This window comes from Tamaricihabitans halophyticus (genome assembly GCF_004340875.1).
GTDB classification, from domain to species: domain Bacteria; phylum Actinomycetota; class Actinomycetes; order Mycobacteriales; family Pseudonocardiaceae; genus Tamaricihabitans; species Tamaricihabitans halophyticus.
In genome coordinates, this window is sequence record NZ_SLXQ01000009.1 from 170,428 (window position 1) to 196,717 (window position 26,290).

27 protein-coding genes are annotated in these 26,290 nt (G+C 65.9%); 15 read left to right on the forward strand and 12 right to left on the reverse strand.

Annotated features, from left to right (window positions below):
- Positions 1 to 8: 8 nt before the first annotated feature.
- The 5 genes from EV191_RS19945 to EV191_RS19965 form a co-directional block, all read right to left on the reverse strand.
- Positions 9 to 491: a hypothetical protein gene (locus EV191_RS19945; protein ID WP_132878637.1), complete on the reverse strand. Its 483-nt coding sequence runs from the start codon at positions 489 to 491 to the stop codon at positions 9 to 11.
- A gap of 81 nt (positions 492 to 572) precedes the next feature.
- Positions 573 to 1,790 carry an NADP-dependent isocitrate dehydrogenase gene (locus tag EV191_RS19950; protein WP_132878638.1) on the reverse strand — a complete coding sequence of 406 codons (1,218 nt, stop codon included), beginning with the start codon at positions 1,788 to 1,790 and terminating at the stop codon, positions 573 to 575.
- Between the two features lie 96 nt (positions 1,791 to 1,886).
- Positions 1,887 to 3,413, reverse strand: coding sequence for an asparagine synthase (glutamine-hydrolyzing) (gene asnB, locus EV191_RS19955; RefSeq protein WP_341539627.1), 1,527 nt, complete (start codon positions 3,411 to 3,413; stop codon positions 1,887 to 1,889).
- Positions 3,414 to 3,498: 85 nt separating this feature from the next.
- On the reverse strand, positions 3,499 to 4,152 hold the full coding sequence (locus EV191_RS19960; protein ID WP_207894591.1) for a response regulator transcription factor: 654 nt from the start codon (positions 4,150 to 4,152) through the stop codon (positions 3,499 to 3,501).
- Complete coding sequence (locus EV191_RS19965; protein ID WP_165913019.1) at positions 4,142 to 5,410, reverse strand: sensor histidine kinase; 1,269 nt, start codon at positions 5,408 to 5,410, stop codon at positions 4,142 to 4,144. The genes EV191_RS19960 and EV191_RS19965 overlap by 11 nt, the downstream gene beginning before the upstream one ends.
- Positions 5,411 to 5,555: 145 nt before the next feature.
- Here EV191_RS19965 and EV191_RS19970 point away from each other — a divergent pair, with 145 nt between their 5' ends.
- The gene (locus EV191_RS19970; protein WP_243659075.1) at positions 5,556 to 6,158 is read left to right on the forward strand and encodes a class I SAM-dependent methyltransferase; all 603 of its coding nucleotides are present in this window, start codon (positions 5,556 to 5,558) and stop codon (positions 6,156 to 6,158) included.
- A gap of 18 nt (positions 6,159 to 6,176) precedes the next feature.
- Here EV191_RS19970 and EV191_RS19975 read toward each other — a convergent pair whose 3' ends face one another.
- Both EV191_RS19975 and EV191_RS19980 read right to left on the reverse strand, forming a co-directional pair.
- Complete coding sequence (locus tag EV191_RS19975) at positions 6,177 to 6,506, reverse strand: DMT family transporter (protein WP_341539628.1); 330 nt, start codon at positions 6,504 to 6,506, stop codon at positions 6,177 to 6,179.
- A complete protein-coding gene (locus EV191_RS19980) occupies positions 6,503 to 7,237 on the reverse strand; it encodes an SDR family NAD(P)-dependent oxidoreductase (protein ID WP_132878641.1) in 735 nt (244 codons plus the stop codon). The genes EV191_RS19975 and EV191_RS19980 overlap by 4 nt, the downstream gene beginning before the upstream one ends.
- Positions 7,238 to 7,346: 109 nt before the next feature.
- Here EV191_RS19980 and EV191_RS19985 point away from each other — a divergent pair, with 109 nt between their 5' ends.
- The 12 genes from EV191_RS19985 (at position 7,347) to EV191_RS20040 (ending at position 18,713) form a co-directional block, all read left to right on the forward strand.
- Positions 7,347 to 7,946: a TetR/AcrR family transcriptional regulator gene (locus tag EV191_RS19985; RefSeq protein WP_132878642.1), complete on the forward strand. Its 600-nt coding sequence runs from the start codon at positions 7,347 to 7,349 to the stop codon at positions 7,944 to 7,946.
- A gap of 103 nt (positions 7,947 to 8,049) precedes the next feature.
- Positions 8,050 to 9,069 (forward strand): LacI family DNA-binding transcriptional regulator, encoded by a 1,020-nt coding sequence (locus EV191_RS19990; RefSeq protein WP_132878643.1) that lies wholly within the window; start codon positions 8,050 to 8,052, stop codon positions 9,067 to 9,069.
- A 42-nt stretch (positions 9,070 to 9,111) separates the two neighbouring features.
- On the forward strand, positions 9,112 to 10,032 hold the full coding sequence (locus EV191_RS19995; RefSeq protein ID WP_132878644.1) for a carbohydrate kinase family protein: 921 nt from the start codon (positions 9,112 to 9,114) through the stop codon (positions 10,030 to 10,032).
- On the forward strand, positions 10,029 to 10,958 hold the full coding sequence (locus EV191_RS20000; protein ID WP_132878645.1) for a pseudouridine-5'-phosphate glycosidase: 930 nt from the start codon (positions 10,029 to 10,031) through the stop codon (positions 10,956 to 10,958). The genes EV191_RS19995 and EV191_RS20000 overlap by 4 nt, the downstream gene beginning before the upstream one ends.
- Positions 10,959 to 11,032: 74 nt before the next feature.
- Positions 11,033 to 12,253, forward strand: a complete 1,221-nt coding sequence (locus EV191_RS20005) for a cytochrome P450 (protein ID WP_132878646.1) — start codon at positions 11,033 to 11,035, stop codon at positions 12,251 to 12,253.
- A gap of 12 nt (positions 12,254 to 12,265) precedes the next feature.
- Positions 12,266 to 13,636, forward strand: coding sequence for a purine-cytosine permease family protein (locus EV191_RS20010; RefSeq protein ID WP_132878647.1), 1,371 nt, complete (start codon positions 12,266 to 12,268; stop codon positions 13,634 to 13,636).
- Positions 13,626 to 14,591, forward strand: coding sequence for a nucleoside hydrolase (locus EV191_RS20015; RefSeq protein WP_132878648.1), 966 nt, complete (start codon positions 13,626 to 13,628; stop codon positions 14,589 to 14,591). Before EV191_RS20010 ends, EV191_RS20015 begins: the two co-directional genes overlap by 11 nt.
- Before the next feature lie 14 nt (positions 14,592 to 14,605).
- Positions 14,606 to 15,562 carry an isopenicillin N synthase family dioxygenase gene (locus EV191_RS20020; RefSeq protein ID WP_132878649.1) on the forward strand — a complete coding sequence of 319 codons (957 nt, stop codon included), beginning with the start codon at positions 14,606 to 14,608 and terminating at the stop codon, positions 15,560 to 15,562.
- Between the two features lie 76 nt (positions 15,563 to 15,638).
- Complete coding sequence (locus tag EV191_RS20025) at positions 15,639 to 16,502, forward strand: SAM-dependent methyltransferase (protein ID WP_341539629.1); 864 nt, start codon at positions 15,639 to 15,641, stop codon at positions 16,500 to 16,502.
- Positions 16,503 to 16,626: 124 nt separating this feature from the next.
- Positions 16,627 to 17,493 carry a helix-turn-helix domain-containing protein gene (locus tag EV191_RS20030; RefSeq protein WP_132878650.1) on the forward strand — a complete coding sequence of 289 codons (867 nt, stop codon included), beginning with the start codon at positions 16,627 to 16,629 and terminating at the stop codon, positions 17,491 to 17,493.
- Between the two features lie 541 nt (positions 17,494 to 18,034).
- Positions 18,035 to 18,271: a DUF397 domain-containing protein gene (locus EV191_RS20035; RefSeq protein WP_132878651.1), complete on the forward strand. Its 237-nt coding sequence runs from the start codon at positions 18,035 to 18,037 to the stop codon at positions 18,269 to 18,271.
- Positions 18,272 to 18,332: 61 nt separating this feature from the next.
- Entirely contained in the window at positions 18,333 to 18,713 is a 381-nt protein-coding gene (locus EV191_RS20040) for a hypothetical protein (protein WP_132878652.1), read from the forward strand.
- 72 nt (positions 18,714 to 18,785) lie between these two features.
- Here EV191_RS20040 and EV191_RS20045 read toward each other — a convergent pair whose 3' ends face one another.
- Entirely contained in the window at positions 18,786 to 19,442 is a 657-nt protein-coding gene (locus EV191_RS20045; RefSeq protein WP_132878653.1) for a spermine/spermidine synthase domain-containing protein, read from the reverse strand.
- Positions 19,443 to 19,556: 114 nt separating this feature from the next.
- On the opposite strand from EV191_RS20045, the gene EV191_RS20050 reads away from it, so the two are divergent.
- On the forward strand, positions 19,557 to 19,754 hold the full coding sequence (locus tag EV191_RS20050; RefSeq protein WP_132878654.1) for a DUF1918 domain-containing protein: 198 nt from the start codon (positions 19,557 to 19,559) through the stop codon (positions 19,752 to 19,754).
- 210 nt (positions 19,755 to 19,964) lie between these two features.
- Positions 19,965 to 21,137 carry an MFS transporter gene (locus tag EV191_RS20055; protein ID WP_132878655.1) on the forward strand — a complete coding sequence of 391 codons (1,173 nt, stop codon included), beginning with the start codon at positions 19,965 to 19,967 and terminating at the stop codon, positions 21,135 to 21,137.
- A gap of 239 nt (positions 21,138 to 21,376) precedes the next feature.
- On the opposite strand, the gene EV191_RS20060 is transcribed toward EV191_RS20055, so the two are convergent.
- The 4 genes from EV191_RS20060 to EV191_RS20075 form a co-directional block, all read right to left on the reverse strand.
- Positions 21,377 to 22,438, reverse strand: a complete 1,062-nt coding sequence (locus tag EV191_RS20060) for an ABC transporter permease (protein ID WP_132878656.1) — start codon at positions 22,436 to 22,438, stop codon at positions 21,377 to 21,379.
- The gene (locus tag EV191_RS20065) at positions 22,431 to 23,966 is read right to left on the reverse strand and encodes a sugar ABC transporter ATP-binding protein (protein WP_132878657.1); all 1,536 of its coding nucleotides are present in this window, start codon (positions 23,964 to 23,966) and stop codon (positions 22,431 to 22,433) included. The genes EV191_RS20060 and EV191_RS20065 overlap by 8 nt, the downstream gene beginning before the upstream one ends.
- Before the next feature lie 2 nt (positions 23,967 to 23,968).
- Positions 23,969 to 25,117 carry an ABC transporter substrate-binding protein gene (locus EV191_RS20070; protein WP_132878658.1) on the reverse strand — a complete coding sequence of 383 codons (1,149 nt, stop codon included), beginning with the start codon at positions 25,115 to 25,117 and terminating at the stop codon, positions 23,969 to 23,971.
- Between the two features lie 172 nt (positions 25,118 to 25,289).
- Complete coding sequence (locus tag EV191_RS20075; protein WP_132878659.1) at positions 25,290 to 26,285, reverse strand: LLM class flavin-dependent oxidoreductase; 996 nt, start codon at positions 26,283 to 26,285, stop codon at positions 25,290 to 25,292.
- Positions 26,286 to 26,290 lie beyond the last annotated feature (5 nt).

A 26,290-nucleotide genomic window follows, 5' to 3' on the forward strand; every position in this document is an offset into this window, starting at 1 on the left:
CGATACGATCAGCCTAAGCCAGCCCCGTCCTTGAGCACGGCGGCCAGCCGCTCGGCCGCTGGATCACTGATCGTATAGGTCTTGCCAGCCTCGGTGGTCACCTCGACCGACGGACCCGCTTCATGCACGAACCCAATTCGGCCACCGCCACGGACCCGGTAGCCGGAACCGCCAAAATCGCGGAGCGGGTGCACTTCACCAACCCGCACCGCGACCACCTCGCGCAGCGGGATCGTCTTGCGGAACACCGGCCGTACCGCGAGGACCAGCGCGTCCTCGTCCACCGTGATCCGCCCGCGCACCGCAAGGCAACCGAGTGGAACCACCAGCAACACCACGGTCGCGATGACCGCGTCGACGGTGTCCTCGCCACCGGCGACCCATACCGCCACGGTTATCGCCACACAGAGCGCCAGCATGCCGTACATCGCGATCCGGATGCCCTTCGGCATTCGCAGACCAGCCCGTTCGTACCGGAGGTGAGCAGCCATCGATCCTCCAAAATAAGTCTGGCCGCCAAAACAGATCGGGGCGCCCGTGGCAAACCACGAGCGCCCCGATAAGCCGAAAACTCAGCCGGCCATCTTCTTTTGCAGGTTCTCGTCCAACGTCGCGAGGAAGTCCTCGGTCGTCTGGTACGGCTGGTCCTTGCCGATCAGCAGCGCGAGGTCCTTGGTCATCTTGCCGCTTTCCACGGTCTCGATAACCACCTGCTCCAGATCCTGCGCGAACTGGATCACCGCTGGCGTGTTGTCCTGCTTGCCACGCGCGTCCAGCCCACGAGTCCAAGCGAAAATGGACGCGATCGGGTTGGTCGAGGTCGGCTTGCCCTGCTGGTGCTGCCGGTAGTGCCGGGTGACCGTGCCGTGCGCGGCCTCGGCTTCGACCTTGCCGTCCGGCGTACGCAGCACCGAGGTCATCAGCCCAAGCGAACCGAAGCCCTGCGCCACCGTGTCGGACTGCACGTCACCGTCGTAGTTCTTGCAGGCCCAGACGTAGCCGCCTTCCCACTTCAGCGCGGCGGCAACCATGTCATCGATCAGCCGGTGCTCGTAGCTGATGCCCTGCTTCTCGAAGTCCGCCTTGAACTCCGCGTCGTAGATCTCCTGGAACACGTCCTTGAACATGCCGTCGTAGGCCTTGAGGATCGTGTTCTTGGTGGACATGTACACCGGGAAGCCGCGGTCAAGACCGTAGGAAAGCGAAGCACGCGCGAAGTCCTCAATGGACTTGCGGTAGTTGTACATGGACAGTGCGACGCCGCCACCCTCCGGGTAACGGGCGACCTCCATCTCCATCGGCTGCGAACCGTCCTCCGGCGTGTAGGTCACGGTCAGCGTGCCTGGGCCGGGGACCTTGAAGTCGGTGGCCTTGTACTGGTCACCATGCGCGTGCCGGCCGACGATGATCGGCTTGGTCCAGTGCGGAACGTAGCGCGGGATGTTCGAGATGACGATCGGCTCGCGGAAGATCACGCCACCGAGGATGTTCCGGATGGTCCCGTTCGGGCTCCGCCACATCTTCTTCAGGCCGAACTCCTCGACCCTGTCCTCGTCCGGGGTGATCGTCGCGCACTTCACGCCAACACCGTGCTTGGCGATCGCGTTCGCCGAGTCCACGGTGATCTGGTCGTCGGTGCGGTCCCGCTCCTCGATGCCCAGGTCGTAGTACTCGAGGTTGATGTCCAGGTACGGGTGGATCAACTTGTCTTTGATGAACTGCCAGATGATGCGGGTCATCTCGTCGCCGTCGAGTTCGACAACGGTGCCCTCGACCTTGATTTTGGCCATCTTCGCAGGACGCTCCTCTCGCGGATGCTCGCGTCGATTCGGACCGTATACGCTAACGGTACAAGCGTACTGGTAGACCCGGTAGGCGGGTCGGGGTTACGTCGTCGCGAACATACCCAACGTGTCCGCCACCTGGATTCCGGCGAGCTCCTTGCGCCACAACGAGTAGTACAGCGACTCGGACTCATCGCGCAGCCGAACGTCCGGCGAGCTGGCGATCGGTTCGTGGATCCTGGTCAGCAACTCCTTGGCCGCGGCGTTGAGCACATCGGCCGCGCCGGAACCGTCCCCGAACTGCTCCTTCGGCCGCCACAGGATCTCCTCCGGAAGCCAGCCCGCGAAGGCCTCCCTGAGCAGCTGCTTTTCCCGCGCACCCGGCCGCACCAGCTTGTCCTCTGGCGCGATGGACAGCGCCGTTTCGACCACCGCGCGGTCCAGGAACGGCACTCGCGCCTCAAGACCGAAGGCCATCGTGGTGCGGTCACAGCGCTGCAAATTCAAGTGATGTAACTCACTCACCGAGCGGACGAGCTCGGCGTGTAGCGCGGTCGGTTCGGTGAACGGCGGCTCGTGCAGGTAGGAGTAGCCGGCGAACAACTCGTCCGCGCCCTCTCCGGTGAGCACCGCGTGGACATGACCGACGGTGTAGCGGGCGAGCAGCAGGTTCGGCACCGAGCTGCGGACCAGTGAGGGGTCGTAGTGCTCGATCACGCGCACCGCCTCGGGCAATGCTTCGAGCACATTGGCCTCGGTCAGTTCGATCTCGTGATGCTCGGTACCCAGCCACTCCGCGATCAGCCGAGCGGCGACCAGATCCGAGCTGCCCGCGCTGCCCACCGCGAAGGTCGGCAGCTTGCGGCCGTTGGCGCGCATCCAGCGCGCGGCGATGGCCGCGATGATCGCCGAGTCCAACCCGCCGGAGAGGAAAACGCCGATGCCCGCTTCGCTCATCATGCGCTGTTCCACGCTGGCCACCAGCGTTTCCCGCACCTGGCGGGTGACCCGCTGCCACGGGATGGGGCGCGCGGGCGGTTCCCGCAGCGAAGCCGGCACCGCATCGGCGAATCGCACCAGGCCGGTTTCCGGCGTCCAGTACATCCCCGGCGGGAAACTGCGCACCGCGGGCCGGTCGGCGGGCTCGAACGCGCGCAGCTCGCTCGCGAACAGCACGCCATCGGGCCTTCGCGCCCAGTAAAGCGGCTTTACCCCCAGCCGATCCCGCGCGGCGAGAAAACCACCGTCGGGCAACGCGAATGCCAGCGCGAACATCCCGCGTAGCCGCGGTAGCGCCGCCGGGCCATGCAACCGCAGCAGATGCAGCGCGGCCTCGGTGTCCGAGCCCGTACCAAACTCCACATCGGACAATTGAGCACGCAACTCGGTATGGTTATAGATCTCTCCGTTAGCAACGACAAACGCGGATTCCGCTTGGTCCGCGAGCGGCTGGCGGCCGCCTTCTACATCCATAATGGATAGACGTTGATGCCCCAGCCAGATATTGGAAATCCCCAGCTCACCCGTATCATCAGGACCTCGATGCGCAATACGCGCGAGCATTTTCCGACAGATTTCCGGGTCAATGTTTCCGACAGCGGCGACGATTCCACACACGCGCCGTGTCACCTCCTTATTCCGGAAGCGACATTAGTCGTTCAGTGAATTAACTGAAACGTACGGGTAACCAAGGCAACAAAATCAATTGATCATTTCATCGGTCGTCGGCGACGATCCCATGCCGAACGGCGAGCACCGCGAGCCGCACCCGGTTATCGCAGCCGGTCTTCGTCATCAGGCTCGCCACGTGCGTTTTCACCGTGGTCACCCCCATGTGCAGGTGCGCGCCGATCGCCGCGTTGGACCACCCGGCGGCGAGCAGTTCCCATACCGCCTGCTCCCGATCGGTTACCGAAGGCAGCTCGCCGGGCGCGGCTGCCTTCCGCGCACCCAGGGCCCGTTCGACCACTCGGCGTAACACCGGTGGTGAGAACGGTGACTCACCCCGCGCGGCCCTGTGCAGCGCGTCCAACAGCTCGGCGGGGGCCGCGTCCTTGGCGAGGAAGCCGCAGGCGCCGGCTGCCAGCGCGGCGTAAAGATGGTCGTCGTCATCGAAGGTCGTCAGCACCAGCACCCGGATCGCCGGCTGGTCGGCGCGGATGCGACTGGTCGCGCTGATCCCGTCCAACCTGGGCATCCGTAGGTCCATCACCACGACGTCCGGGGTCGTGCTGGCGGCGAGCTCGATCGCCTCGATCCCGTCCGCCGCCTCGCCGACCACCTCGATATCCGGGGCGGAGTCACACAACATCCGCAGACCGGCCCGCACGAGTTGCTGATCATCGACGAGCAGGACGTTAAGACTCACTGGCCGCGCTCCTGCCGGTTGGTGCCTCGAGCCGCGCGCTCGGCCGGGGCAGCACCGCGAGCAGGCGGAACCCGTGCCCGGTCGGACCTGCCGTCAGGTGTCCACCAATCCGCTCGATCCGCTCGGCCAGCCCGAGCAGCCCATGGCCGCCGGTCACCGGTCCCCCTACCCGAGAGCCGAGCCCGTCATCGCGTACCTCGATGCGCACCTCGCCATTGTCGAACAGGCCGACGTCCAGCTCAGCTCGCGTCACCCCGTCGGCATGTTTGAGGGAGTTGGTCAGCCCCTCCTGGACCACCCGCAGTACGGCGAGCCGGCGCATCGCGTCCAGCCGGTCCAGCTCACCATCGATCGATGCGCGCACCGCCAGCCCTGCCTGCTCGATTCGCCCTACCACCGCGTGTAGCGCGCTCGGCAGATCGCCAGGCTCCAGCAGCGGCGCATCCGGATCTGGATCCACGCTCGCCGGATCCCTGAGCACCGCGACCAGCTCGCGCAGATCGCCAAGTGCCGCGTTGCCCGTTTCGTAGACGTCATCGAGCACCTTGGTCATGGCCTGGTCGGTGCGCCCCACATGCCGGGCGACACCTACCCGCAGCACGATCGAGGCGATGTGATGGGCGACAATATCGTGCAGCTCCCTGGCGATCGCCGTGCGTTCGGCGCCCCGCGCCGCTCGCATCTCGGATTCCCGCAGCCGCTCGATTTCCCTGCGCTGCTCGTCGTACATCCGCATGAGCTTACGAATCGAACGCAAATACACCCCGAGCAACAGCGCGATAACCACCGGGACCAGCCCAGCGAAGAGAAGGTACAGCAGGTTCGGCGCCACATTTTCGAGTATTTCGCCGTTATTGCCGCTTGTGTCCTTTTCGGAGCCGGAGCTGGCCAGTCGGGTAACCGCGCTGAGCCTGGCAACGAGCAGCACGGCCACGCCAACGACCACCTGCCACCCCTTGCGCCGCATAGCCAGTTCGAGCAGCGCGAACATCGCCACGAGCGGCATCGCCGGTTCCACGCTGAGCTGCAGCTGGATGGACAGCGCGAGGATGCCGGCCTGCGCGCAGGTCACCAGCAGTGGCAGTGTTCCGCCGGCAAGGACAAGCAGGCCGGCCGCCGACCCGACCGCCCAGTCCGCGGGGGCCGGTGCGGGACCTGGCCCATAGGCCATCGCCACGGTGCCGAGCGTGTAACCAAGCCCGAGGAACCGCACGGGGACAACGTGAATCCGGCGTTGAAAAACGCGAAAACTCGGCATATCAGAAAGATAAGACATACCAGCCGTCCATTGTGGCATCACCAATCAAGCCGGCCCCAAGTAGGAGGCCATTTTGGACCACTGGCCGGTGACATGGTCCTCGAAACTGAGGCGCATTCAGTGAGTTTCTGAGATCGTAGGGCGTATGGCGACCACCTCCCGGGACATGCTTCGGTTCGTCTCCACAGCCGCACGCCGTCCGACCACTGTCGGCGCGATCGCGCCCAGTTCCGCTGGCCTTTGCGCGCGACTTGCCGCCGTGCTGCCACGAGGTGGCCAGCCAACGGTGGTCGAACTCGGCCCAGGGACCGGCGCCACCAGCGCGGCAATCGAGCAGCAGCTGCCGGCTGGCGGACGGCACCTCGGCGTGGAGTGCGACCCCGGCCTCGCCGCCTACCTACGCCGCTCGCAGCACCGGATGGAGGTCGTGCAGGGCGACGCCGCGGAACTGGGCCAACTGCTCGCCGAGCAGGGCGTGGACAAGGTGGACGTGATCATCAGCGGTCTACCCTGGGCGCTGTTCCCGCTTGAACAGCAGAACCAGATCCTGACACAGATCACCGAGGTACTCCGGCCGGATGGCGTGTTCACCTCGTTCGCCTATCTGCACGCACTGCCCACCGCGCGCGCCAAGCAGTTCCGCGCCAGCCTGCAGGCGCGCTTCGAAGAGGTACTGATCACCTCGCCGGTCTGGCGAAATGCCCCACCGGCACTGACCTACGTCTGCCGGCGCCCCATCACCGACTGAACACAGCCGGCTGGCCGGTCAGCCATCGACCAGTTTGAGCCCGATGACGCCGGTCAGGATCAACCCGAGAAACGCGAGCCTGGCCGGCGAGACGGCCTCGCCGAACCACACCATGCCGGTCAGCGCCACCCCGCCCGCGCCGATGCCGACCCACACCGCGTAAGCCGTGCCCATCGGCAGGATGCGCAGGACCACGGCGAGCAACACCAGGCTACTCGCCGCGACCAGCAAACCGACCGCGCTCGGTAACAACCGGCTGAACCCGTCGCCGAGCTTCAGCGCGGCCGCCCACACCAACTCGAGCAGCGCGGCGACCAGTAACAGCGCCCAAGCCAGCGACGTACTCAAGCGTTTGCCCCACCATCCACGAGCACCGCGGTTCCCGTGATGGTGCGCCCGCCGGGACCGGCCAGATGCGCGACGGTCGCGGCGACATCGTCCGGGTGGCCGTACCTGCCAAGGGCGGTGATCGCCCGCTGCCCCTCGGCAGCCGGACCATTCGCCGGGTTCATGTCGGTATCGGTGGACCCGGGATGCACCACGTTCGCGGTGATCCCGCGGGGCCCGAGGTCTCGCGCCAACCCCTTGGTCATGCCGAGCAAGGCAGCCTTGCTCGTGGCATACAGCGTGATGCCCGGTCCGGTCACCCGCTCCGCGAGGTTGCTGCCGATCGAGATGATCCGTCCGCCCTCGCCTAGGTACTCGGCGGTGGTTTGCGCGGCGAGCAGCGCGGCCCGCACATGGATGGCCAGCATCCGGTCGATCTCGGCGACAGTGAGTTCGCCGAGTGGGCGCTCACCGAAGATGCCCGCGTTGTTCACCAGGATGTCCAGCCGGCCGAACTCGCTCGCCGCCCGGCGCACCGCGGCGACGATCGCCTCGGGTTCCGCACTGTCCGCCTTGATCGCCAGCGCCCGCCGGCCGAGTTCGCCGATCGCCGTAGCCACCTGCCGCGCTGACTGCTCGTCGTTGACGTAGGTGAGCACCACGTCCGCGCCGTCACTTGCCAGTCGGTGCGCGATCGCCGCGCCCATCCCCCTGCTACCGCCGGTTACCAGCGCCACCTTGCCCGAAAGCATTCCGCCTCCTTTTTGTGTTGATCGATACATAATTACTATCGGGACTAGAATGCGTGGTCAAGATGTTTATATATCGAGTGACACAGAATACGGTGAAACGGAGCGAACGATGACCGCACGCGGCCGACCACGCGCCTTCGATCGAGACGAGGTGCTGGACAAGGCCATGCGACTGTTCTGGGAGCGCGGCTACGAGGCCGTCGCGCTCGCGGATATCACCGCGGTCACCGGGATCAACTCACCCAGCCTCTACGCGGCGTACGGCGCAAAGGAGGAGTTGTTCCGCGCCGCGGTGCGGCGCTACAACGAGCAGGGCAGCCCGGTCCAGAACGCGCTCGCCACCCAACCGACCGCCCGGCTAACCATCGAGGTGATGCTGCGAGACAGCGCGCGAACGTACACCGACCCGGCCAATCCGCGTGGCTGCATGGTGGTGCTCGCCGCGACGAACTGCACCCAGGACAATGCCGCGATCCAGGACTTTCTCGCCGATTGCCGGCGCACCGACCGCGATCAGCTGCGCGATCGACTGGCTCGCGGGGTCACCGAAGGCGAGCTCCCGAAGGGCACCGATCCGACCGCGCTCGCGGACTTCTTCCACACCGTGCTCTACGGGCTGTCCATCCGGGCCCGGGATGGCGCGAGCACCGCGGAACTATTGGCCATCGTCGATACCGCACTGGCCGCATGGCCACCGGAAACCGGCTAGCCGGCAGCCCCTGCGCCCAACGATGCGGCCTCCCCCGCGCAAAGGTTGCCAATGGCAGGCATACTCACGGCCAATATGATCCTTCGCCAACCGGGAGGCATCCTTGGCATCGGCCGGCTCAAGGCCGCACCGTCGTCCAAAAGCGACGGATGTAGCAGCGCGGGCGGGAGTGTCTACCGCGACGGTATCCCTGGTGATCAACGGGAAGACCGGCGGAAGGGTGTCCAAGGAGACCGAGCAGCGGGTCCGCGCGGCCGTGGCGGAACTCGGCTACGTGGTCGACCCCGCGGCCCGCAGCCTGGTCACCGGGCGCAGGCACTGTGTCGCGCTGGTTGCCCCCGATGTGGCCAACCCGTTCTTTTCCCAGGTCGCTTCCGGTGTCGCCAGTGCGCTCGGCACCGACTACCGGCTGCTGCTCGCGGTGTCCGGCCCGGAGCGGGACAGCCCCGATCTCGAACAGCTGGTCGCCTTCGGCGTGGACGGCATCCTGCTCGACTTTCCCGGCACCGCGTTTGACACCGAAGGACTGGACTGCCCGCTGGTGCTACTCGACGAGCCGACTGGACCAACGGATCGTTCCCGGGTCTACTTCGACACCCGGCCAGGAAGCCAGCAGTTGGTCGACCGGTTGGTCGACCTTGGACACCGGCAGATCGTCTATATGGACGCCAGCCGCCCGGGCAAATCCTTCGACACCCGGCGCAAGCAGGTGCTCGGCCGCTTGCGCCGCACCCAGGACGGTGTGCTGCATCGGGCCCGTTCGGACCTCGACCTGCGCGCGGCACGGGAATTGGTCACCGAGTCGTGGCCGGACTGGTCCGCGCGCGGGGTGACCGCGATCATCACCGCTACCGATGTACTCGCCTACGGCACCCTCAGCGCCCTGCATGACCTCAACGTTGCGGTTCCCACACAGGTATCCGTAGCCGCCTTCGACGATCTCCCGTTCGCGGAGATCACCGCGCCGGCGCTGAGCACCGTACGGCTTTCCGCCTTCGATCTGGGCGTCGAGTCCGCGCAGATCCTGCGCGAACACGTGGAGGACCGGACACTTCCGCCGCGTACCAGGTCACTGGACACGCGGCTGGTAGAACGTTCCTCGATCGGCCCCGCCGCCGGATGAGTGTAGTTGCAAACTAATGCGTTAAACGTTTAACTTGTTCAGGTGGCCGAACCTCCGCAACCAACCGATGCCACCCTCGGCGTCCTTGGTGACCTGCTCGAAGACATCGTGGTCTGGTTAGATCAGCCACTCCGCACGGGAACCGACAACCCCGTCAGCATCCATCGCAGCCGTGGCGGCAGCGCGGCGAACGTGGCATCCTTCGCGGCCGAGCTGCTGCCGACCTCGTTCATCGGCAGGGTCGGCGCGGACCAGCTTGGCGACAGCCTCGTCGCCCACCTACGCGCGGCCAATGTGGACGTTCGAGCGCAGCGCGGCGGTCGCACCGGGAGCATCGTGGTACTCGTCGACGAACACGGGGAGCGCACCATGTTGCCGGACCGGGGCGCGGCGGCCGAGCTCGCCGAGGTGCCGACCAGCTGGCTGGACGGGATCGCGCTACTGCACGTACCCGCATACGCGTTCGCCGTCGAACCGAGCGCGCGGCACACCAGGCAGCTACTGCACACGGCTGCCGCCAGAGGCATCACGCTGACCATGGACGCTTCATCCACTGGCCTACTCGAGGATCTCGGCACCCGGCGATTCCTCGAGCTGGTTGCCGAGTTGCGCCCAGCCGTGTTGTTCGCCAACGCTTCGGAAGCCGAACTGCTCGGCCTCACCGAGGCCACCCCGCCGCCGGAAACCAGCTACGTGATCAAGAACGGGGCCGCACCAACTACCATTGTGGACAGCAGCGGCAGCCGGCAGATCCCGGTACCACCCGCGCCAATCGCACGCGATACAACCGGCGCTGGCGATGCCTTCGCGGCCGCCTATCTGAGCACCCTGCTGCACGGCGGGAAGCCCGACGAAGCCGCCGAAGCCGGCCATCACCTCGCCGCCCAGGTGTTGCGCACCCCGGGGGCTGGCCGCTCCCGACACGCAGACCATTCGCCATCCCAGGAGGACACGGACCTATGAGCACCGCACCGATCCGGCTCGGCACCGAGGTCGCGGACGCGCTGCGCGACCGAACCCCCGTAGTAGCGCTCGAATCCACCATATTCTCCACCCTTGGCCTGCCAAGCCCGCACAACGAGGAAGCGCTACGGCGCTGCACCGCGACGATCCGCGCGGCCGGTGCCGTGCCGGCGCTCACCGCCGTGCTCGACGGGCAATGGCGGGTCGGCATCGAAGCAGCGGAAACCGAGCGAATTCTCAGTGGTACCGCGAAAATCGCCGAACGCGACCTCGCCGTCGCCGCCGCGCGAGAATGGCCGGTTGGCGTCACCACCGTCTCGGCGACCGTGGCGCTGTGCCGGCTGGCGGGCGTGCAGGTGTTCAGTACCGGCGGGATCGGCGGGGTGCACCGTGGAGTGGAGCTCAGCGCGGACATCTCGGCCGACCTGGACGCGCTGGCCAACAACCCGGTCGTCACCGTCTCCGCGGGCGCCAAGGCGTTCCTCGATCTGCCACGCACGCTGGAATACCTGGAAACCGCGGGAGTTCCGGTACTCGGCTGGCGGCACGACGACTTCCCCGCCTTCTACACCCGCTCGAGCGGGCTACGCGTGCCGCACCGGGTGTCCACAGCCGACGAAGTCGCGCGGGTACTGCGCATGCGCGCAAGGCCGAATACCGGCGTGCTGCTCACCGTCCCGATCCCCGCGGACAACGAGCTGGATCCAGCCGAACTACAGGAAAAGATCGACGCCGCGCTACGTTCCTGCGCCGAGGAAGGCATCCGCGGCGCGGCGATTACCCCCTACGTGCTTGGCAAGCTGGAAGCCGAGACCGACGGCGCGAGCGTACCTGCCAACCTGGCACTCGCCGAGCACAACGCGAGCGTCGCGACCGAGGTGGCCACCTCGCTGGTGAAGCTTGCGGGCGAAGACGGGGATTCGTAGTATGCCAAGGACGTTAAAGGTTTAACTTTCCTGGTGCTCGCGGCTGTGCCGCAGCCACACAGATTGGTCAGGGTATGACCAACATGTTCGACCATCACACCGCCGAGTTCGCGGCCGACCCGTGGGGCGTCTATCGGGACTTGCGCGAGCGGTGCCCAGTAGCGCACTCCACCGCCTACGAGGACGGCTTCTGGGTGCTGTCCCGGTACGCGGATATCCGCCGCTGCGCACTGGATACCGAGACGTTCTCATCCGAGGGCGGCGATCTGCTGATCCCAGCGGAGAATCCGGACAGGCTGCTGCCGGTCCAGGCCGATCCGCCGCTCGCCACGGCGTATCGCAAGGTCATCATGCCGCTGTTCACCGCATCCGCGGTCCGCGCGATGCGCCCGGATATCGAGCGCTATACCGACGAGACGATCGATGAGTTCATCGAACGCGGGGAATGCGATCTGGTCGCCGACCTCGCGCTGGCTGTTCCCGGCAAGGTCACGATGCGACTGGTTGGCTGGCCGGAGACGGACTGGCCGGATGTGGTGCTGCCGATCAGGGACTTCTCCACCTATCCGGCCGACGCGCCGGAGCGCTTGGCCGCGGCCGAGCAACTGGCCGGGATCCGGCAGCGGGCAAGGGACAACATCCGGCAGCGGGCAACCGAACCGGACACCGACGTGGCGAGCATGCTGGTACGCGGCACGGTGCCGCACGGTACCGGCAGTAGAGCACTGACCGAAGACGAAGCCGTGGACATCATGATGATGGTGCTCTTCGGCGGAGTGGACACCACGGTTGCCGCGATCGGCAATATGCTGCTGTACCTGGAAACCGATCCGCGACTGCGGGCAAGGCTGGGCGCCGAACCCGAGCTGATCCCCGGCGCGGTGGACGAACTGCTGCGCTACGAGGCCCCGGTACAGGGTTTTGCCCGATTCGTCCGGGCGGATACGGAAATCGGCGAGCGGGTAGTCGCGACGGGCGACAAGGTCTTCCTCGCCTGGGCCGCGGCAAACCGCGATCCCGCGGTCTTCGACGAACCGGATACGGTGCGCCCGGAACGCTCCCCCAATCCGCATCTCGCCTTTGGTATCGGTGCGCACCGCTGCATCGGCGCCACGCTGGCCAAGGTCGAGCTGGAGGTGGTCCTGCGCAAGGCGCTCGCCAGGCTCGGCGAGTACACCGTGCGACATACCGCGGTGCGGCCGACGCCGAGCTGCGGCACCACCTTCGGCCGGCAGCGGATACCCGCGCGGTTCGTGCCGGGGCCGCGTTCCCGGGCAACTGACAACGTGCGTTAGTAAGGAATCGGGATGTCTGATAACAGCCTGCGCGGGCGTGTCGGCGCGGAAGTGGAGACGGTCGGCATCCGACCGATCCCCGACGAGCAACGCACCATGCGGCCATACCGGATGTTCATCGTCTGGTTGATGGCGGCAAGCTCGGCGACGACGCCACTTGTCGGCGATCTGCTCTACGACTACGGCATGACGAACTTCGTCATCGCGGCGCTGATCGCCTGGCTGATCGCGCTCATCCCCGCTGGGCTCTTCTCCGAGATGGGCCGGCAGACACCGCTGACGGCACTGGTTGTCGCCCGCAGAACCTTCGGCTGGTCCGGCGCTTTCGGCTTCTCCGCGCTGTTCACCGTGGTGAACCTCGGCTGGTTCGGGCTGAACACCGCGGTCGGCGCCTCGATCCTGGCCGCCATCACGGACACCTCGTTCGTACTCTGGTGCATCGTCGTCGGCGGAGTACAGATCGTGCTGGTGGTCTTCGGCATGAAATGGCTGGAACGCTTTTACCGGTACACCACGGCGTTGATGATCATCTGTTACGGCGCACTGGTTGTCTACCTCGCACTGAACTACGAGCTGACTTGGCCGGAGCAACAGGTTCCGATGAACTGGGGCAGCGCGCTCACCATCATCCTCTCGTTCTCCATCCTTTCCTGGACCTACAAACTGTCCACTGTGTCCCGTTTCGCGGTGCCGGTCGAGCGCACCGGCGGCAGCAGGGCAAGCTACTTCCTGTCCCCCGCGGCCGGCGTGATGGTGGCACTGATCGGGATGGGCGTTGTCGGGATCTACTCGAAGGCGGCGACCGGCGAGTGGAACATCGCGCTGCTCGGCCAGGAGATCGAGGGCTGGGGCATCGTGGCGGCGATCGGCGTAGCTGTCGCAGTGGTACAGACCAATGCGATGAACCTCTACCCGGCGATGATCGACCTGCTTGTCGCGCTGAACACCGTGCGGCGGCCGTGGAAATGGGAGCAACCGATCGCCAGCGTGCTGCTCGGCGTCGTCGGCATCACGCTCGCCGTGATCGGCATCCTGGACAACGCGGCCGACTTTCTCGAAGCGTCCGGCAAGGTGATCATTCCGTTCACGTTCATCATGCTTGTCGACTGGATCGCGGTGCAGCGCAGGAAGACACCGAGCGAGGAGTTCTTCCGTGCGCCGCGCGGCTTCGCCGAGCGCTGGCGGCTGGACGCGGTTGGTGCCTGCGCGGTCGGCGTGCTGATCGGTTTCTTCGGCGAACGTTTCCTGCCCGCCTTCAGCTACGAGGTGCTGCCGCTGCCAGTCGTCGCCGGGGTGGTCGCCGCGGCGCTGTTCTGGCTGTTCGCCCTGCCACGCATTCGCGCGGCGCGGGACAACGACAAGGAGCAGGTGGGTGCCAACTAGACCAGTACTGCTGGACTGCGATCCAGGACACGACGACGCGCTGGCGATCATCCTCGCCGCCGCGCACCCCGCGCTGGACCTACGCGCGATCAGTACCGTGGCTGGCAACCAGACGCTGCCGAAAACCACCTTGAACGCCAGGCGTATCTGCACCGTGGCCGGTATCGAGGACGTCCCCATCGTCTCGGGCAGAGCTGCCCCGCTACGCGGGCCGGCGCTGGTGGCCGAGGACGTACACGGTGAGTCCGGCTTGGACGGACCGGCGTTCGGCCCGCCGCAGGTACCACTCACCAGCACGGACGGCATCGGCTATCTGCGGGACATGCTGCGGGCAAGCCAGGCACCGATGACCGTGGTCGCCACCGGACCGCTGACCAATATCGCGGCACTGTTGCTCAGCGCCCCCGATGTGGTCGAGCGGATCGAGGAGATCGTGTTCATGGGCGGGAGCACCGCGGAGGGGAACACCACGCCCTATGCGGAGTTCAACATGATCGCCGACCCGGAAGCCGCGGATATCGTCGTGCACAGCGGCGTTCCGGTGACCATGTGCGGTTTGAACGTCACGCACCAAGCACTTGCCGATGACCGGGTGTGCGCCGAGATCGCCGCGCTGAACAGTCCACTTGCCGGGATCTGCGTGGAACTGCTCGGCTTTTTCGCGAGCACCTACCGGCAGCTGTGGGGTTTTCCGGCACCGCCGGTGCACGATCCGGTCGCGGTTGCCCGCGTCGCCGAACCCGAGCTGGTCAGTTGCGAGCTCAGCAGGGTGGATATCGAACTCACCGGGAGCTACACGCGGGGCGCGACCGTGGTTGATCGGTTCGCGCGTACCGGACGCGAGCCGAACGCGCGGGTGGCCACCCACCTTGATCACGAGCGGTTCTTCGCCGCACTGCTCGACGCGATCCGCGAATTGTCCACACGCGACCCGAACCGGGAAGATCCGCGATAGGAGGCCTAGCAGCGATGACGGCGGTACCGATCATCAACTTGGACCAGCGGCCGGCAACGGTGGCCGCCGAGCTGGACGCGGTGTGCAGGGAGATTGGCTTCTTCCAGATCACCGGGCATGGCGTGGACGCTGAGGTGGCCGATGCCGCCTGGTACACCGCGCGGGCGTTTTTCGACCTGCCCATTGCCGAGCGGATGACCGTCGTGATGCCGGAGCCCGGCTATCCGTTCGGCTACAGCCCCGTTGCCGGCGAATCGCTGAACCAGTCGATGGGCGGCGGCGCGCCCGCGGACCTGAAGGAATCGTTCAACGCGGGGCCGCCGGCCGCCGAGCACGAGTTCGCCGACCCGGAGGAAGCAAGCGCGTACCTACCGACGCCATGGCCGGATGTCGCGCTGCCCGAGCTCCGGCAAACCTGGCAGCGCTACTACACCGAGATGCTGACCCTGGGCGCCCGGCTGATGTCCCTGTTCGCCAGGGGGCTTGGCCTTTCGCCGGACTTCTTCGCGGACAAGATCGACACCTCGCCGAGTTCGCTGCGCGCGCTGAACTATCCGGAACAGGACGCTCCGCCGGCACCGGGGCAGCTGCGTGCCGGCGCGCATACCGACTACGGCACGCTGACCATCCTGCGCCAGGACGACGCTCCCGGCGGTCTGCAGGTGCATACCCGCGATGGCGAATGGGCGGCCGTACCGAGCGTGCCCGGCGCCTTCGTGGTCAACATCGGCGATCTGCTCGCCCGCTGGACGAACGACCGGTGGCGCTCGACGCTGCATCGAGTGGTCAACCCCGAGGTCGAGCCTGGCCGGCCGACCCGGCGGCAGAGCATGCCCTTCTTCCACAACGCGAACTGGTCGGCCACGGTCGAATGCCTGCCTACCTGTCTCGGCCCGGGCGAGGCACCGAACTATCCGCCGGTGCTCGCCGGCCCACACCTGATGAACAAGTTCCGCGCCACGGTCACCTGATTTCGGACGGGCCGCAAGGCACGGCGGAACGGATGGAGGATTCCTGCCGGCGAAGCGGTCCGGTAACCTCTTGCGCGTGAGTTGGGACGCACTGAAGTCACAGGCCTCGGAAACGACCGAAGCGGGGCTGTCATCCGCGCGGGTCGATACGACAACGGCCAGCGTCGCCAGAGTCTACGACCGGTTCCTTAGCGGCAAGGACAACTACGAGGTCGACCGCGCGGTCTACGAGCAGGTCCTGCAGATCGCCCCGCAGGCGCCGCAGATCGCCAGGGACAACCGCGCATGGCTGATCCGGGTGGTTCGGTTTCTCACCAACAACGCCGGGATCAACCAGTTCCTCGACTGCGGCGCGGGCTTGCCGACGGCGGAGAACACCCATGAGGCGGCCCAGCGACTGAACCGCGAGGCGCGGGTGATCTATATGGACAACGATCCCGTTGTCGCCGCGCACGGCAGGGCCCTGCTCGAGGAGAACGATCGCACCCATCTGGTGATGGGCGACCTGACCAAACCGGACGAGATCCTGAGTAACCCGACCGTGCGCAAGCATCTCGATTTCGACCAGCCACTGGCCCTGATGCACTGCGCCACGATGCACCACGTGCCGGACTCGGACGGTCCTCGGGACATCATGAAGACCTATGTCGACGCGCTACCGTCCGGTTCGTATCTCGCGCTCACCCATTTCCATGACCCGGGCGAAGCGGACCCGGAAGGGCACGAGCTCGCCCGCTTCATCGAAGGGGTGTTCGCGAACAGCTCGATGGGCTCCGGTTTCTTCCGCAGCCGGGAGGAGATCGAATCGCTGTTCTGCGGGCTACCCCTGGTGGAGCCCGGCCTGACGAACCTGAACGACTGGTGGCCCGATGGGCCACGGCTTGGCGACGTTCCGCCGGTCGACCGGGTACTGCTCGGCGCTCTCGCCCGCAAGCCCTGACCACGGGGTATCGCCAGCCCTGTCCAATCGGGCGTAGGCTAATCTGTGAACGGTCCTTGAGTTGCGCTCAGCGCGAGCTATGCTGTCGTGTTGACCAGTTTGTTCGTACCGCTGGAGGCCTGAGATGACTGCCAACGAGCCTGCGGGTTGGGGCCCGACAGCGCGTCGTATGGTGCTCGGCGGCCAGCTGCGACGGCTCCGCGAACGCGCGAATATCGGCAGGGCCGAGGCCGGTTTCGAGATCCGCTCGTCCGAATCGAAGATCAGCCGGATCGAGCTCGGCAGGGTGAGCTTCAAGGAACGCGATATCCGCGACCTGCTCACCATGTACGGCGTCGCCGATGAAACCGAGCGCCAGCAGTTCCTCGACCTGATCCGGCAGTCCAACCAGCCCGGCTGGTGGAACGGTTACAGCGACCTGATTCCGACGTGGTTCAACGACTACGTCGGCCTTGAAGAGGCCGCTGCGCGTATCCAGACCTATGAGGTGTTGTTCGTACCTGGCCTGCTGCAGACGGAAGAGTATGCGCGGGCGATCACCGGCTACGGGCTGGTTGGCGCGAGCAACGACGAGCTCGACCGCAGGGTGGCGCTGCGCATCGCGCGGCAGAAACTGCTCGCCGGGCCGAATGCACCGCGGTTGTGGGCGGTGCTGGACGAATCGGTGCTCTATCGGCCGATCGGCGGTCGGAACGTTCTGCGCAACCAGCTCGAGCGGTTGCTGGAGATCACCGACCTGCCACATGTGACGCTACAGATCGTCCCGTTCAAATTCGGTGGTTACACCGCGGAGAGCGCGTTCACCTTGCTGCGCTTTGCCGAAGAGGACCTGCCGGACATCGTGTACATCGAACACCTCAGCGGCAGCCTCTACGTGGACAAGGCGGAAGAGGTCGAGCTGTACAGCCAGACGGCGCACCGCCTCGCGGTGGACGCGGAGACGCCGGATCACAGCCGGCAGTTGCTCCGCAAGACCATCTCCGAACTCTGAACCTTCACCCGCGCTGAACCTCTACCCGCGCTGAGTCCCCACCCCACTCGGAACCACGCAGTTCGCGCGTCCCGCCACACTCCCTAGGACACCCACACGTGTCCTCGCCCGCACCCAATATTCGCGTTCAGCGGGCTGACTGTCGATATTTGCCGGCATTCACGGCCAGACAGAACACCCACAGTTATCACCATTGGAACTTGATCCCACTAATGGATGAGATTTCAATACGCAGAATTACCGTTGGTATCACCCGGATATAGATAACCCGGATGAGTGTGATGTAAGTCATCAACGAGTCCAGTAACGGTGCAGAATTCTCCGTTTATGCCAGGGGTTTGTGTCTTTTCGCAGGTCATCGCTTCCTCGTTAGTAGGCCCGCCGCGCGCCATACGAACAAGCGGATGCGGGTGCGCATGCACGTGCATTTACCGTTGAAGCCACGAGTGTTAGCGTGACGGCACGGTCAAATGCACGTGCAGATGCATGGGGATGACACGGCAAGTGCATCCCACACCGCATCCGGAAGGAGGGCCGTCCGATGGACGAGGTCCGTAACGGAATTCCCGCTCCCCGGCTCCGCGACGCCGTATGGCGCAAGAGCAGTCGCAGTGGCGCCCGCGGCAACTGCGTGGAGATCGCAAACCTGCCCGGCGGAGTCGCAGCCATCCGCAACTCGAGAAACCCGAGCGGCCCGGCACTCGTGTACACCCGCGACCAGCTAGATGGCTTTCTTACCGGCACGAAGCACGGTGAGTCGGAGGAACTTCAGTCGTAAAGCCGTGGTGGAGCCGGTCGACGCCGGCCGGCTCCACGCAATGCGTTTCCCGGGGGAACCGATGCCAAACATGGATATCACCGGCAAGCTCACCGCATTGATCGATGCGGGCTTCCAGTTCGTCCACCCGCGCAATGCGGAGGGCGAGGTCGTCGCGATCGTCGGCATGCGGGTACACCAGGGGGTTGTCGACCTCGTCCGACTACATGGCGCGGACGACGCGATCGCCACTCGAGCACCGGTCGACGAAGAAGACGTGCTCGCCCCGAAGGCGGTGCTCTGGGAGCGCAGCGGCGAGTCCGAGGCTGTTATTGACGCGCTGCTTGAACTGGCCGATCCGGAACCAGAGCCCCCGGCACGTGGCGGCGGGACTCGATACGCGCGTGGCTGCTGGGTCGCCGATGGACGCGGCCGAACGCAGTGGCTGACCGCCACCGCGTAACCCACTGACTGCCCCCGCGCGCCGCGACTACGTGGCGCGCGGGGCGCTCCCATCTCGGGCCTGCTGGCCCGGTCAGCCGGTCCAACCGACGCCGAGGAAAACCAGATCTGGTTGACCACGGGGCACCGGCACCGATAGCACGGTCACCTCGGCGAAATGCCGTTCCAATCGTCGCGTGAAGGCTGTCGCGGCACCGGCGCTCCACACGGCAAGTACCCCGCCGGGGGTGAGCAGCGCACCGAGCCGGCCGAGCCCCCATTCGCCGTACAACTCCGCGTTTCCTTCGTCGACAATCCACTCTGGACCGTTGTCGATGTCGAGGCAGATGGCGTCGAATCGCTTGGTGGTCGTGGCGATCCAGCCAAGCAGATCCGCGACAACAAGCGTGGTACGTGCGTCGGCAAGGGCGTCCCCGTGATACGCACGGAGCGGTCCCCTGTTCCAGCTGACCACCGTTGGCTCCCGTTCCACCACGATGACCTCGCCGACCCGCGCATGGTCGAGCGCGCGTCGCAGGGAGTACCCGACCCCGAGGCCGCCGAGCAACATCGCGCCGCCGGCCGGCATCCGGTCGGCGGCGGCGTCCACAAGCAGACGTTCCGACTCACCGTTGCGGGTATCCATCAGGAAAGTACCGTTCGCGATCACCTCGTGGTGCCCGGCAACCTTGCGCAGCACCAGTTCGCCAGCATGGCCGGCGACGCGTTCGATGACTTCGGGGGAATCCACCGGATCACGGTAGCAATCGGATGCGCACCTGGTGCGTGGCAGCCAGTGGCCCTACCGTGGAGCGTGCACAGCCTTTCGCCCGACGAACGCTCCTTGATTCGGGAGGTGGTCGCGATGCGAGCCGCGGTGGGAAATCACCTGCGCATCCACGGACGCCATGTCGCCGATGGCGAACAACTCGGCGAGATCATCGAAGTGCGTGGCGACGACGGCAGGCCGCCGTATGTCGTGCGGTTCGGGGACGGTCACGAGAGTTTGATCTTCCCCGGTCCGGACTGCGTCGTTGAAGACGGCAGCACCACGGATACTTAACACAACTGAATCGCTGGTCCACAACGGACACTTTTCCGATCCAAGCCACCAACCGCCAAGCGTGCGTGAGATCACGGAAACATCGGGATAATCTCGGCCGACACTCTGGTTGGTGTTCATCGGCGAGCGCACACAACGTCGTGGGGCGAACACCGCCCACCGCGACGCCTACTTGTCACAAGCCGCAAGCCGACCGGAGAGGGAACAGTCGTGCCTGTCGCGCTCATCGCGCTGGCCATCGGTGCATTTGGCATCGGAACCACCGAATTCGTCATGATGGGGGTGTTACCCGAGACCGCCGACGCGTTTGGGGTTTCGATCCCCACCGCTGGCAATTTGATCTCGGCCTACGCCCTGGGGGTGGTGGTCGGCGCGCCAACCCTGACCGTGTTGGCCGCCCGCCTGCCGCGCAAGACCATGTTGCTGGCGATGATGGCGGTGTTCACCGTCGCGAACCTCGGGTTCGCCGCGGTGCCAAACGCTGAGCTGGGGGTCGCGCTGCGATTTCTGGCCGGGCTACCGCATGGCGCGTTCTTCGGCGCGGGTGCGGTGGTGGCCGCCAGCCTGGTCGGCAAGGGCGACCGGGCCAAGGCCGTGTCCATGATGTTCGTCGGGCTGACCCTGGCCAATGTGATTGGCGTACCGCTCGGCACCCTGCTTGCGCAGCAGGTTGGCTGGCGGGCGACCTTCATCGCGGTCGCCGCGATCGGGCTGCTCGCGATGCTCAGCGTCTACCGGCTGATTCCGGACCAGGGAAAACCCGCACCGGGCTCACTGCGGGAGGAGTTCGCTGCCTTCCGCAGGCCACAGGTCTTGCTTGCGCTGGCGATCGTGATGTTCGGCTTCGGCGGCACCTTCGCGTGCCTGAGTTACATCTCCCCGATGCTGACCGATGTCACAGGCTACTCGCCTGGCTCGGTGACCTTGCTACTCGCGCTGGTCGGCGTCGGCATGACGGTGGGCAATCTGCTCGGCGGCTGGCTCGCCGATCGCGCGCTGATGCCGTCGTTGTGCATCGGCATTCTGAGCCTGGCCGCGCTACTCGCCCTGTTCACGGTGACCGGTCAGCATCGGGCGAGCGCTGCCGTGACGATCTTCTGCATCGGTATCGCCGGGTTCATGATCGGCCCGATGATGCAGACCCGGATCATGGACAAGGCCGGCGGCTCGGCCTCCCTGGTGTCCGCCGCGGTGCAGTCCGCGTTCAATATCGCGAACTCGATCGGCGCCTACCTGGGCGGCGTGGTGATCGCCGGTGGCCTCGGTCTCATGTCGCCGAACGTGGTCGGCGCACTGCTCGCCCTGCTCGGTTTGGGTCTAGCCGGCCTGTCCGTGCTACTCGACGTGCGAACCTCCCGCGCCCAACCCGCAGCGGCACACTAACCAGCCCTGCCCCGCCCGAATCAACAGTTAGCCCGCGAAACGCGCCCCAAAATCAACGTTCAGCCCGCTAAACTCAATTACTTGCAGACGCTAAGTTATCAACGGTTAGCCCGCTGAACGCGAGTCGGACCGACAGTGAGCCCGCGAAACGCGGTCCGAAATCAACGTTCAGGGTGCTAAACGCGGTCCGAAATCAACGGTGAGGGTGCTAAACGCGAATTTGGGCGGGGTGGTGGGGGCTAGCCTGGTGGCGCTTTGCTTCGTTGCAGCACCCTGGTCTGGAACTGGTCGAAGGAGATCGCCAGGATGATCAGCACGCCAATCGCGATCCGCAGGTAAAACGAGTTCACCTCGAGCAGGTTGCCGCCGTTGTTCAAGGTGCTGGTGATCATGGCGCCGATCGCCGCGCCAATCGCGCTGCCCTTCGCGCCGAACAAGCTCGCGCCGCCGATCACACAGGCGGCGATCGCGTCCAGCTCGTACGTCTCACCCGCGGTTGGCACCCCGGCATCCAACCTGGATGCCAGCAACATGCCAGCCACCCCGGCAAGCAAACCGGACAACGCGAACACGCTCAGCTGCACCTTGCGCACTGGCACGCCGGAAAGCCGCGCGGACTCCAAATTGGACCCGGTCGCGTAGATATACCTACCCCACACCGTCCGCCGCAGCATCAATCCGATCGCCGCGGTCAACAGCACGGCGATCCAGAACATATTCGGCAGGCCGAGGAAAGTGGCATTCGCGATCGACGAGAACCCCTCGGGAAGCGGCTGGATAGTCTTCGCGTCGGTAATCAGCAACACCAGACCACGGGCGGCACCGAGCATGCCGAGCGTCACGATGAACGCCGGCAGCTTCGCGTACGCGACCAGCGCACCGTTGATCAGGCCCACGGCCAACCCAGTGCCGAGCGCGCCAAGCACCGCGACGGGTATCGGTAGACCGCTGACCATCAGTTCAGCCGCGATCGCGCCGCTCAGCCCGACCACCGAACCGACCGAAAGGTCGATCCCCCTGGTCAGAATTACCAGCAGTTCACCGATCGCGATGATCCCGTACACGGTGAACTGCCGCGACAGATTGCCCATGTTGCCGACGGTCAGAAAGGCCTCGCTGGCCAGCGCGAGCGCGCCGAACAGCACGACGAGTACGACGATCCCGCCACCCTCGCGCCCGACCAGATCACCCCAGCCAACAATCCTCGGCCTACCGAGTCGACTATCGGCACCCGCGGTCACCGGCCGCAGCTTGTCCTCCCGAACGACCAGCCGCGACCAGAATCCACCTTGCTCACTCATGCCCGCTCCCCGCGCCGACAGGAGTTCCGGTACTACTCATCCGCACCAATTGCTCCTCACTGGCTTCGGCAGCGGTGATCGTGCCAACCACCCCAGAGTCGCGCAGCACCACGATCCGGTCGACCAGACCGAGCAACTCAGGCAGATATGACGACACCACGCAGATGGCCATTCCTTGCTTGGCCAGTTCGCCGATCAGCGTGTACATCTCCGCTTTCGCGCCTACGTCGATCCCCTTGGTCGGCTCGTCGAAAAGCAGCACCCGTACATCGCTGACCAACCAGCGGGCCAGCAGTACCTTCTGCTGATTTCCACCAGACAATGTGGACACTTCCTGGTCGAAGGACGCGGCGCGCAGTCGCATCCGGTCCAGTGCCGCGTCCACCACGGCCGCTTCCCTACGGTTACTCAGCCAACCGCCGGTAGCAAAGCTGGACAAGCTGGCCATCGCCGCGTTCTCGCGGATACTCAGATCAGGGAGTAGGCCGAGTTCCTTGCGATCCTCGGAAAGCAACCCGATCCCGGCCCGCACACTCGCGCTCGGATCACCCCTTGGCACCCGCTTTCCCGCGACGGAGACGGTACCCGCGACGGGCCGGTCCGCACCAAAGATCGCGCGCAGCAGCTCACTGCGGCCAGCACCGAGCAAGCCCGCGATTCCCACGATCTCGCCCGCCCGCACGTCGAGGTCGATCGGATAGCGACCCTCGGGCGGACGCAGCCCGCGCACCTCGAGCAGGGGGTGACCGGCGTGCTCGGGTTCCCGCTGGCCGTCCGGGTACAGGTTATGCACGTCCCTGCCGACCATCGCCGCGATCAGCGAGTCCTCAGTGAACTCACGAGCATCGTCGACCTTGCTCAGCTGCCCATCGCGAAGCACCGCGATGCGATCCCCGATCTCGAACATTTCCTCGAGCCGATGGGTCACGTAGAGGATCGCCACACCTTCCGCACGCAGCTGGCCAATCCGCGCCAGCAGCGCGGCGGATTCCTCAGCGGACAGAGCCGTTGTCGGTTCGTCAAAGATCACCACGCGCGCCCTACCGCCGAGCACCTTCGCGATCTCGACCAGCTGACGGTTCGCCGCGCCCAGCTCGGCTACCGGGGTGTCGGTAGGCAGCTCGGCCAACCCGACCCGCTCGAGCATCCGCGAGGCTTCGGCGCGCAGCCGGCCACGTCGAAGCAGCCCGTAGGCGGCGGGCAGCGCGCCCATCAACAGGTTCTCCGCCACGGACAGATCCGGCAGCAGACTCAGCTCCTGATAGACCACGCCGATCCCGGCCTGTCGCGACCGCGCGGGATGCCAACCGTCGCCAACCGGCTCACCGTCCATCAGATACTCGCCGGAATCCCGCCGTACGGCCCCGGTGAGTACCCGGATCAGCGTGGACTTACCGGCACCGTTCTCGCCGGCGAGACAGCAGACCTCGCCAGCCCGGAGATCGAGGTCCACCCCGTCCAGTGCGAGCGTGGCACCGTATCGTTTGGACACCCCACGCAAGCGCACGAGGTCCGCGGTCGCCGGCACGATCAGTTCCCGCCCTCGTCCGCGGTCACCGTCGGCGGATTGAGCAACACCTTGATATCGGGCCTGCGCATGTTCTGCCGATCAGCGAGTACGGCGCCGGGATCCAGTTCGGCCTCGACCTGGCTACCGGACACCGCCTTCGCCGCCTCGACCACACCCTGATAGCCAAAGAAGTAGGGCTTCTGCACAACCAGCGCGTCGATCGGGCCCTGCGCGAGTGCCGCGTTCTCCTGCGGGTCCGAATCGAACGCGACCACCGGCAACTCGTCGGCAAGGCCGTTCTCCTTCACTGCCTGCGCGACCCCGTTGCCAGACATGTTGTTCGCCGCGAACACGCCCACGAGATCATCGACCGCACTGATCTCATCGTTGAGCTGCCCAACGGCGGTCGGAATATCGTTGTTGTTGAACCGTTCCTGGGATATCTGGAAGCTCGGGCAGTTCGCCGCCAGCCCGTTGCGGAACCCGCGTGCCCTGTCCTGGAGCGCCTGCACGCCAGCCACCGCGTTCGCCAGGAACACCTTGCCGTCGCGATGCCCAGCATCGCGCATCAGCCGGCAGAGCCGCTCGGCCGCCTGCTCACCCGCGCGCAGGTTGTCCGTGCCGATGAACCCCTCGGTTTCCGTGGCGACCTTGCCGTCCACGGTGATCACCTTGATCCCCGCGTCCCTGGCTCTGTTGATCACCTCGTCCAGCGCGGTTTGTGAATTGGCCGCGAGCACAATCGCATCTACCCCGCGGGAGATGGAGTTCTCCACCATCCGGACCTGCTCGTCCACATCGGTCTCGGTGGTCGGCCCGAACTTGCCCACCGTGATCCCGAGATCCTGCTCGGCCCGCTGCGCTCCGGCAAGCATGCTCTGCCAGAACGACGAGTCGGTGGCTTTGATGATCACGTCGATCTCGGTCCCGGTGAAAGCCGACGGACCAGCCCGTTCCGGACCGCCAGGACCGCCAAGAGCTCGGCCGATCACCAGGCCAACGACCATCGTCAGCACCACGGCGGCCAGCACGAACGAGGTAGAGAACAGCACTCGCCTGCGCCCAACGGCTCCGCCCGCCGCGACCGGGGCTTCGCTCGACTCCGGTGCGGAAGTATCCGGTTTGCCCGAATTCCGCCCGGCTGACTCGGTTGGTTCCTTCGGTGACATCGACACCTCACTGTGCGGTCCAACTCACTGAAGTGTCGGGAGGCTAGCACCGCAAGCAAGGCTGTGTAAACGATTACTCGGGTCGTCGATACAACGACGGAACCGGACTGGCTGGCGAACTGCCGAGCCAGCCCGGTTCGCCGGGTCGGGGCCCTGTGGTCAGGCGGTATGGTCAGGCAGCGGCGGCGAGCGGCATGGCCATATCCGCGAACGCGCGCAGTTCCCTCGGGATGTCCGGACCAGCCGGCTGGTACATCACCTCGGTCACGCCGGCAGCCCGCATCTCGGCCAACTTCGGCCGCAGCTCTTCCGCGGTACCGGTCAGAGTGAACTCGGGTACGTTCTCCCGTGGCATCACGGCACGTTCAATGTCGTTGACGTACATCGCGTGGCCTTCGTGCGCGACCAGATGCCGCACCCGCTCGTCGGCCCGCATAACGTGTTCCCGCCACTGCGCTCCGCCGGGGATCTGATCCAACGCATCCGGTCCCTGCCACTCGTAGTACAGGTGATACACCATGGACGCGCCGAATCCGGCCGCTTCGTACGCCCGATCACTGATCGGCGACTCGCCCTCATCGAGCACCGTGCCAAAGGTCAACTTGGTCACCCAGTCGAAACCTTCGGGTGGCGCGGCGAGCGCCGAGGCGATCCCGTCGCCGTACTTACGCGCCACGGCAAGCCCCTTCGGCCCCTCGGCCGCGACCACCCACGGCACGGCGATGGGTCGATCGGAGAGCACGTAGTTCGGGTGGCACATCCGGATCACCGAATCGTCCCAGGCTACGTCCTCGCCGCGGAGTAGTGCCTGCACCGCACCGACGTAACTGTCCACATCGGCCCAGCGCATCGGCTTCTTGCCAAGCAGGCAGCTGCCGGTGAATCCCGAGCCAATCCCGACGCCGAAGCGCCCTGGAATCAGATCGACCAGCTGCGCGATGGCGCTCGCGGTGACCAGCGGGTGCCGGATCCGCGGTACGAGCATTCCGGTCGCTAGGTTGATCCGCTCGGTGCGCACCGCGGAAAGTGCCGCGGTGGCCCATACGTCGGCGGTGATCGCTGGCGAATCGTAGAGCCATGCCCGGTGATAACCGAGCTGCTCCGCGAGTTCCACGTGCGCTGGGGTGCTCGGCGCACTGGCGAACGCACAAGAAATGTTGAATGTCATGGACT

Bases quoted from the DNA above. Each gene is read 5' to 3' on its own strand.
- EV191_RS19945 (WP_132878637.1), bottom strand. From the start codon at position 491: ATGGCTGCTCACCTCCGGTACGAACGGGCTGGTCTGCGAATGCCGAAG.
- EV191_RS19950 (WP_132878638.1), bottom strand. From the start codon at position 1,790: ATGGCCAAAATCAAGGTCGAGGGCACCGTTGTCGAACTCGACGGCGAC.
- EV191_RS19965 (WP_165913019.1), bottom strand. From the start codon at position 5,410: ATGCCGAGTTTTCGCGTTTTTCAACGCCGGATTCACGTTGTCCCCGTG.
- EV191_RS19970 (WP_243659075.1), top strand. From the start codon at position 5,556: ATGGCGACCACCTCCCGGGACATGCTTCGGTTCGTCTCCACAGCCGCA.
- EV191_RS19980 (WP_132878641.1), bottom strand. From the start codon at position 7,237: ATGCTTTCGGGCAAGGTGGCGCTGGTAACCGGCGGTAGCAGGGGGATG.
- EV191_RS19985 (WP_132878642.1), top strand. From the start codon at position 7,347: ATGACCGCACGCGGCCGACCACGCGCCTTCGATCGAGACGAGGTGCTG.
- EV191_RS20000 (WP_132878645.1), top strand. From the start codon at position 10,029: ATGAGCACCGCACCGATCCGGCTCGGCACCGAGGTCGCGGACGCGCTG.
- EV191_RS20005 (WP_132878646.1), top strand. From the start codon at position 11,033: ATGACCAACATGTTCGACCATCACACCGCCGAGTTCGCGGCCGACCCG.
- EV191_RS20010 (WP_132878647.1), top strand. From the start codon at position 12,266: ATGTCTGATAACAGCCTGCGCGGGCGTGTCGGCGCGGAAGTGGAGACG.
- EV191_RS20020 (WP_132878649.1), top strand. From the start codon at position 14,606: ATGACGGCGGTACCGATCATCAACTTGGACCAGCGGCCGGCAACGGTG.
- EV191_RS20030 (WP_132878650.1), top strand. From the start codon at position 16,627: ATGACTGCCAACGAGCCTGCGGGTTGGGGCCCGACAGCGCGTCGTATG.
- EV191_RS20035 (WP_132878651.1), top strand. From the start codon at position 18,035: ATGGACGAGGTCCGTAACGGAATTCCCGCTCCCCGGCTCCGCGACGCC.
- EV191_RS20040 (WP_132878652.1), top strand. From the start codon at position 18,333: ATGCCAAACATGGATATCACCGGCAAGCTCACCGCATTGATCGATGCG.
- EV191_RS20050 (WP_132878654.1), top strand. From the start codon at position 19,557: ATGCGAGCCGCGGTGGGAAATCACCTGCGCATCCACGGACGCCATGTC.
- EV191_RS20060 (WP_132878656.1), bottom strand. From the start codon at position 22,438: ATGAGTGAGCAAGGTGGATTCTGGTCGCGGCTGGTCGTTCGGGAGGAC.
- EV191_RS20070 (WP_132878658.1), bottom strand. From the start codon at position 25,117: ATGTCACCGAAGGAACCAACCGAGTCAGCCGGGCGGAATTCGGGCAAA.
- EV191_RS20075 (WP_132878659.1), bottom strand. From the start codon at position 26,285: ATGACATTCAACATTTCTTGTGCGTTCGCCAGTGCGCCGAGCACCCCA.